6 protein-coding genes are annotated in these 6664 nt (G+C 75.2%); 2 read left to right on the top strand and 4 right to left on the bottom strand.

Annotation, left to right across the window (positions count from 1 at the left end):
- Window positions 1-92 precede the first annotated feature (92 nt).
- Window positions 93-1586 (top strand): sensor histidine kinase, encoded by a 1494-nt coding sequence (locus L0B03_RS12205; protein ID WP_250446104.1) that lies wholly within the window; start codon window positions 93-95, stop codon window positions 1584-1586.
- Window positions 1583-2248 (top strand): response regulator transcription factor, encoded by a 666-nt coding sequence (locus tag L0B03_RS12200; RefSeq protein WP_250446102.1) that lies wholly within the window; start codon window positions 1583-1585, stop codon window positions 2246-2248. Before L0B03_RS12205 ends, L0B03_RS12200 begins: the two co-directional genes overlap by 4 nt.
- 48 nt (window positions 2249-2296) lie before the next feature.
- Here the strand turns inward: L0B03_RS12200 and L0B03_RS12195 are convergent, their stop codons facing one another.
- The 4 genes from L0B03_RS12195 to L0B03_RS12180 form a co-directional block, all read right to left on the bottom strand.
- Complete coding sequence (locus tag L0B03_RS12195) at window positions 2297-3262, bottom strand: sensor domain-containing diguanylate cyclase (protein WP_250446100.1); 966 nt, start codon at window positions 3260-3262, stop codon at window positions 2297-2299.
- 125 nt (window positions 3263-3387) lie between these two features.
- A complete protein-coding gene (hemL, locus tag L0B03_RS12190; RefSeq protein ID WP_250446097.1) occupies window positions 3388-4710 on the bottom strand; it encodes a glutamate-1-semialdehyde 2,1-aminomutase in 1323 nt (440 codons plus the stop codon).
- Complete coding sequence (hemB, locus tag L0B03_RS12185; protein WP_250446094.1) at window positions 4710-5693, bottom strand: porphobilinogen synthase; 984 nt, start codon at window positions 5691-5693, stop codon at window positions 4710-4712. Before hemB ends, hemL begins: the two co-directional genes overlap by 1 nt.
- Window positions 5690-6664: uroporphyrinogen-III synthase (locus L0B03_RS12180; protein ID WP_250446091.1), on the bottom strand; the 975-nt coding region annotated here is incomplete at its 5' end. The genes L0B03_RS12180 and hemB, both read right to left, overlap by 4 nt.

Raw genomic sequence — 6664 nt, 5'->3', positions numbered from 1 at the left:
CGGGCCGGCGCTCGGGGGGTGGGGCGGCGGTGCCGTCGCGCTGGCCTGGGTGATCGTCGTGCTCGCCGCCGCGGCCTACCGCCTGAGGCGACATGACCTCCGCTGACGACCCCGCCTCCACGGCGACCGGACCACCGGCTGAGGTGGCGCTGCGCACCGATGTCCCCCGGTGGGACAGTGGTGCCGTGGTGATCCGACGGTCGACCGCGGCGTACGCCGGTGTGCCGGACGTCCTCGACGCGCCGCCGCTCACCGAGGCCCAGGTCAGCGGCGGCAGCCCGGTCGCTCGCCTGGTCAACGCCCATCCCTGGGTCTCGGACGCCACGGTCGCGGTCCTGATCGTCCTCGCGGGCCTCGTGGGTGCGATCTTCGCCTGGGAGGCCGCGGTCGGCGCCCGCTACCTGGGGCTCTACCCGTCGGACTCGGGTGTCGAGCACACGGTCGCCGCGACCTGGCTCACCGGTGTGCTCGGCGGGGCTGCGCTGCTCCTGCTCCGTCGCGTGCTGCCGCTGACCGTGACCGCGCTGCTCACGGCGGCCTGCGTGGCGTCGCTCGTCGTGGGGGGTGTGCTGGGCATCCTCGGCGCCTGCGTGGGGTGCGCGCTCTACAGCGTCGCAGCGGCGCGCGGGCCACGGACCACCTGGACCGTGTTCGGCGCGGTGCTCGTGGTCCTGACCGTGGCGTCGTGGCGGTGGGAGGAGCTCGGCTTCATCGAGATCGTCGCGTGGTTCGGTGTGGCCACGAGCTCACCGTGGGACCCGGTGCGGAACCTCAGCGAACCCCCGCACTCACCGGCGAGCCGCACGGCGACCGTCATGCTGCTGCTCGTCCTCCTGCTGCTCGGGGTGGCCGTCGGCTCGGCGGCGCGAGCCCGTCGGCTGCACGCGCAAGAGCTGGTCGAGCGCTACCGTGCGCTGGCCCGCGAGCGGGACCAGAGCGCGGCGCTCGCGCGAGCGGCCGAGCGCGCCCACATCGCCCGGGAGATGCACGACGTCGTCGCGCACAACGTGTCCGTGATGGTCACGCTGGCCGACGGTGCGGACGCGGCGTTCGAGCGTGCCCCAGACCAGTCCCGGGACGCCGTGCGCCAGATCGCGCGCACCGGGCGGTCCGCACTGGTCGACATGCAGGGCGTCCTGGGGGTGCTCGGCCCGACGGACGGCCACGACGACCGCCGCGCCGAGCCCACGGAGGTGGACCTGCCGACCCTCGTCGACCGCTTCGGGAGCGCGGGCGTCCCCGTCACGGCGACGGGTCTGGACACCGACCTGCCGGACGACACGTCGGTGCGGCTGGCGGTGCTGCGCATCCTGGGGGAGGCGCTGACCAACGTCCTGCGGCACGCACCCGGTGCCCCGTCGGTCGAGGTCGCTGTGCGGCGCACCCCGACGACCGTCGAGGTCGACGTCGTCGATGCCGGGGGGACGCGCCCCGGCAGCGGCGAGGGCACCGGCCGTGGCATCGTCGGGATGAGGGAGCGCGCCGCGCTGCTCGGGGGGCACGTCGAGACCGGTCCCCTGCCGGGCGGTGGATGGCGGGTGCACGCGGTCCTGCCGTGGGCCGACGAGGAGGGGAGGCGACCGTGACGACCGTCCTGCTCGTGGACGACCAGGCACTGGTGCGCGTCGGCTTCCGGCTGGTCATCGAGTCCGAGCCGGACCTCACGGTGGTCGGCGAGGCCGCCGACGGCCGGGTCGCGCTCGAGCAGGTGGCCGCCCTCGCACCGGACGTCGTGCTCATGGACATCCGCATGCCCGGCATGGACGGCATCGAGGCGACCCGCCGCGTCGTCGCGGCGCACCCCGGCTCGCGCGTGCTGGTGCTCACGACCTTCGACGTCGACGACCTCGCCTTCGCCGCCCTGCGCTCCGGCGCGAGCGGCTTCCTGCTGAAGTCTGCCCGCCCCGACGAGCTCGTCGACGCGATCCGCACGGTCGCCGCGGGCACCGCGGTCGTCGCCCCGAGGGTGCTGCGCCGCATGCTCGACCTTTTCGCGCCCCACCTGCCCGCCGGGGGCGAGCGGGTGGACGACGACGGCCCGGACCCTCGTCTGAGCGTCCTCACGCCGCGCGAGCTCGACGTGCTCGGCCTGATCGCCGCGGGGGCGTCGAACTCCGAGATCGCCGCGGAGCTGGTGCTCTCGGAGACCACCGTGAAGACCCACGTCGGCAACGTGTTCGCCAAGCTCGGCGCCCGTGATCGTGTTCAGGCGGTGATCATCGCGTACGAGTGCGGACTGGCGGGCTGATCCGGGGCCTGGACGGGGGACCGGATGCACCGGCGGTCCGGTGACGGTCTAGCGAAGCTCAGCGCGCCGCCCCCGCTTGACCGCGTACATCGCCTCGTCGGCGGCGGCCAGCAGGCCCGCGGCGTCCTGGTCGGCCTCGGCGACCACGCTCCCGGTGCTCGCGGCGCACCGCAGGGTCAGGCCGTGGGTCTCGACGGGGTCGCCGATCACGGCGGCGAGCCGCTCGGCCACCCGCTCGCTCATGCCGACGGGGCACTCCTGCACCACGACGAACTCGTCCCCACCCACCCGGGCCACCACGTCGGCGTCCCGCATGCCGGCGGCGAGACGGGCGCCCAGCTCGGCGAGCACCGCGTCACCGACGCTGTGGCCGTGCAGGTCGTTGATCTCCTTGAAGCCGTCCAGGTCCAGGTAGCTGACCACGAGCTGGTCGCCTTGCCGCCGGGAGCGCGCCAGGGCGTTGGTGAGCAGCTCGTCGAGGAGGCGGCGGTTGGCCAGGCCCGTCAGCTCGTCGCGCAGGGCCAGGCCCCGGTAGCGCTCCTCGCTGGCGGCGAGCTGCAGCTCGGCCTCACGTCGCTCGGTGACGTCACGGCCGACGGCGAGCACCTCGCCGCCGTCGGGGGCGTCGAGGAACAGGTCGGTCCACTCGATCCACCGGTCGATCGAGCGCTGGACGTTGCCGGTCAGGAAGGTGGTGCCGGGGCGGAAGCGCGCCACCTGGTGCTCGAGCCCCACGAGCTCGTTGGGGGGCAGCACCGTGCGCATGGTCTGGCCGATGAGCTGGTCGGGGGTGGAGTGCAGGGCCCCGGCCCAGGCACGGTTGCAGTAGAGGATCCGCAGGTCGGCCACGCGGTACCGGACGATGCGCTCGGTGAGCAGGTCGAGGACCTCACCCAGGCCCCGGCTGCCGGGGTCCCCGGTCACGGGCTGACCCCGACCACCCGGCACGTACCAGTCGTCGCTGCGGGTAGGGACGCGCTCGGTGGTGTCGGCACTGTCCGGGTCGTCGTGCAACGGGGGGCCTTCCGCGGGGGCTGGTGTTGCCGTCCCATCGGCCGTCCCCGTCCGTCGCTGAGCCCTCCGAGCGGGTGATCATGCTCCTCGGCCCGGCGCTGTCCGGGTCCCCGGCCCCGCGAACCCTACGAGACGGGGGGCGCCGCAGCAGCAGCCCGGGCCGCCGCGGGCAACGCCTCGAGGATGCGGTTCACCGCGGCGTCGTCGTGCGCGGCCGAGACGAACCAGGCCTCGAAGACGCTCGGCGGGGCGTGCACGCCCTGCTCGAGCAGCGAGTGGAACAGGGGTGCGTAGCGGAACACGTCCTGGGACTGCGCGCGGGCGTAGTCGGTGACGGGGCCCTCGACCGGGTCGACGAAGGCCGCGCTGAAGAGCGTCCCGGCTCGCTGGATCGAGTGCGCGACCCCGGCCGCGCTGAGCGCGTCGCTCAGGCCCGTGGCGATGGCGTCGGCGACGGTCGCGACCTTCGCGTAGACCGCGGCGTCGGCGTGCTGCAGGGTCGCGAGCCCGGCGGCTGTGGCGACCGGGTTCCCCGACAGTGTGCCCGCCTGGTAGACGGGGCCGAGGGGGGCGAGGTGCTCCATGACGTCGCGCCGCCCGCCGACCGCGGCCACCGGCAGCCCGCCGCCGACCACCTTGCCGAAGGTCAGCAGGTCCGGCTCCCAGCCCTCCTCGGCACCCTCGAGCCCCCACCAGCCACCGGGGCCGGCGCGGAACCCGGTGAGCACCTCGTCCATGACGAGCAGCGCGCCGTGCCGCGAGCACACCTCGTGCAGGGCCCGGTTGAACCCGGGCAGCGGCGGCACCACGCCCATGTTGGCGGGGGCGGCCTCGGTGATGACGGCGGCGATCCGGTCCCCGTGGGTCGCGAAGGCCTCCTCGACCGCGGCCAGGTCGTTGTAGGGCAGCACCAGGGTCTCGGCCGCGACGGCCTCGGTGACCCCCGCCGAGCCGGGCAGCGCGAGGGTCGCGACGCCTGATCCGGCTGCGGCCAGCAGACCGTCGAGGTGCCCGTGGTAGCACCCCGCGAACTTCACCACGAGGGGCCGGCCGGTCACCCCGCGGGCCAGCCGGATCGCCGTCATCGTGGCCTCGGTGCCGGTCGAGACGAAGCGCAGCCGCTCGACGGCAGGCACGCGGCGCTGCACCTCGAGGGCCAGCTCGGTCTCTCGCGCGGTGGGCGCCCCGAAGGTCAGCCCTAGCGCCGCGGCCTCCTGCACGGCGGCGACGACGGCGGGGTGGGCATGCCCGAGGATCGCCGGGCCCCACGAGCCGACCAGGTCCGCGTACTCGTTGCCGTCGGCGTCGGTGATCCAGGGCCCGCGGGCCGAGGCCATGAAGCGCGGCGTGCCGCCGACCGACCCGAAGGCCCGCACGGGGGAGCTCACCCCACCGGGCATGACCCCCTGCGCAGCGGCGAACAGCGCCTCAGAACGTGTGGTGTCCATCAGATCCCCTCTCGCAGCCAGCCCGCGAGCTCGACCGCCCAGTACGTCAGCACAGCCTCGGCCCCCGCGCGTCGGATGCCCAGCACCGACTCGGTGATCGCACCCCGTCGGTCGATCCAGCCCTGCGCGGCGGCCGCCTCGACCATCGCGTACTCCCCGGACACCTGGTAGGCCCACACCGGCACCTCGCTCAGCGCGGCGACGTCGGCCAGCACGTCCAGGTAGCTCATCGCCGGCTTCACCATGACGACGTCGGCCCCCTCGGCGACATCGAGGACCGCCTCGCGGGCCCCCTCGCGCCGGTTCGCGGGGTCGAGCTGGTAGCTGCGGCGGTTCCCCGAGAGGGTCGACTCGACGGCCTCCCGGAACGGCCCGTAGAAGGCCGAGGCGTACTTGGCGGCGTAGGCCAGCAGCGCGACGTCGGTGTGCCCGGCCTCGTCGAGGGCGTCGCGCACGGCCGCGACCTGCCCGTCCATCATCCCGCTGAGCCCCAGCAGGTGCGCCCCGGCCCGGGCCTGCGCGACGGCCATCGCGCGGTAGTGCTCGAGGGTCGCGTCGTTGTCCACCCGCCCGCGGGAGTCCAGCACCCCGCAGTGCCCGTGGTCGGTGAACTCGTCCAGGCACAGGTCAGCCTGCACGACGACGGCGTCCCCCACCTCGGCGACCACGTCACCCAAGGCGGCGTTCAGCACGCCGTCGGGGTCGCACGCTGCCGAGCCGGTCGCGTCCCGCTCGGCGGGGACGCCGAAGAGCATGACGCCGCCGACCCCGGCCTCGGCGGCCTGGGTGACCGCGGCCCGCAGGCTGTCCCGGCTGTGCTGGACCTGCCCCGGCATGGAGGCGATCGCCACGGGCTCGGTGGCCCCCTCGCGCACGAACATCGGCAGCACCAGCTGGCTCGGCAGCACGTGGGTCTCGGCCGTCAGCCGTCGCATCGCGGGGGTGGTGCGCAGCCGGCGGGGCCGGATCGGCAGGTGGGTCATGAGGACCTCGGAGGTTCGGGGGAGGAGGTGGCGTCGGAGGAAGGGGCGTCGGAGGAGGTGGCGCGGGCGTGCTGGGCGAGGCCGTGCTGGGCGAGGGCCTCGACGAGGTCCTCGGCCGTGGCGTGCTCGGGCACCACGTGCACCTCGAGCCCGGCGGCCTCGGCGGCGCGGACGGTGCGGGGCCCGATGCAGCAGACCAGGGTGCGCGGGGGCGGTGGGCCCACCAGCTCGAGCAGGTTGGTCACGGTGCTCGCCGAGCTCAGCAGCACGGCGCGGAACACCCCGGCCCGCACGTCCTCGCGCAGCTCGCTGCTCGGCTGCGGGCCGCTCACGGTGCGGTAGGCGACCACGTCGTCGACCTCCCAGCCCGCGGCCCGTAGCCCGTCGACCACGGTCGGCTCGGCGAGGTCGGAGTGCGGGGAGAGCACGCGGGCGCTGCTCGGGGCGCTCGGGTCGGCCGGGAGGGGCGGCGGGGGGAACTCCGCGACCAGCCCCCGGGCCGAGTGCTCCCCGGTGGGCACCAGGTGCGGGGTCAGGCCGTGCCGCTCGAGCACCCGGGCGGTCCCGGGCCCGACGGCGGCGAGCTGGGTGCGGCCGATCATCGCCGCGAGGGCGGTGCTGGGGTTGCGGGCCGCGGGGGAGGTGGGGTTGACGATCCCCGCCGCGCGGCCGGCCAGGGCCGTGACCGTGGTGCCGCTGGTGATGGTGACCCAGTCGTAGGCGCCCTCGGTGAGGCGGACCAGGGCGGTGTCGAGGACGGCGACGTCCTCGGGAGGGGCGAACTCGATCAGCGGGACCACGGTCGCGACCGCCCCGTGGTGGGCGAGCAGACCGGTGACCTTCTCGCCCCACTCGCCGCCGTGCGGGACCAGCACGGGCCACCCGTCCAGGGCGAGGCCGGTCACGGGGTGCCGCCCTGGTGCTGCCCGAGCCCCGCGAGCTCGGCGGCCCCCTCGGCCAGGAGCTGGCGC

It is taken from the genome of Actinotalea sp. C106, assembly GCF_023630195.1.
In the GTDB taxonomy this organism is placed as follows: Bacteria; Actinomycetota; Actinomycetes; order Actinomycetales; family Cellulomonadaceae; genus Actinotalea.
The sequence above is the reverse complement of the archived record's forward strand: the minus strand, read 5'-3'. Positions and strand labels throughout refer to the sequence as shown.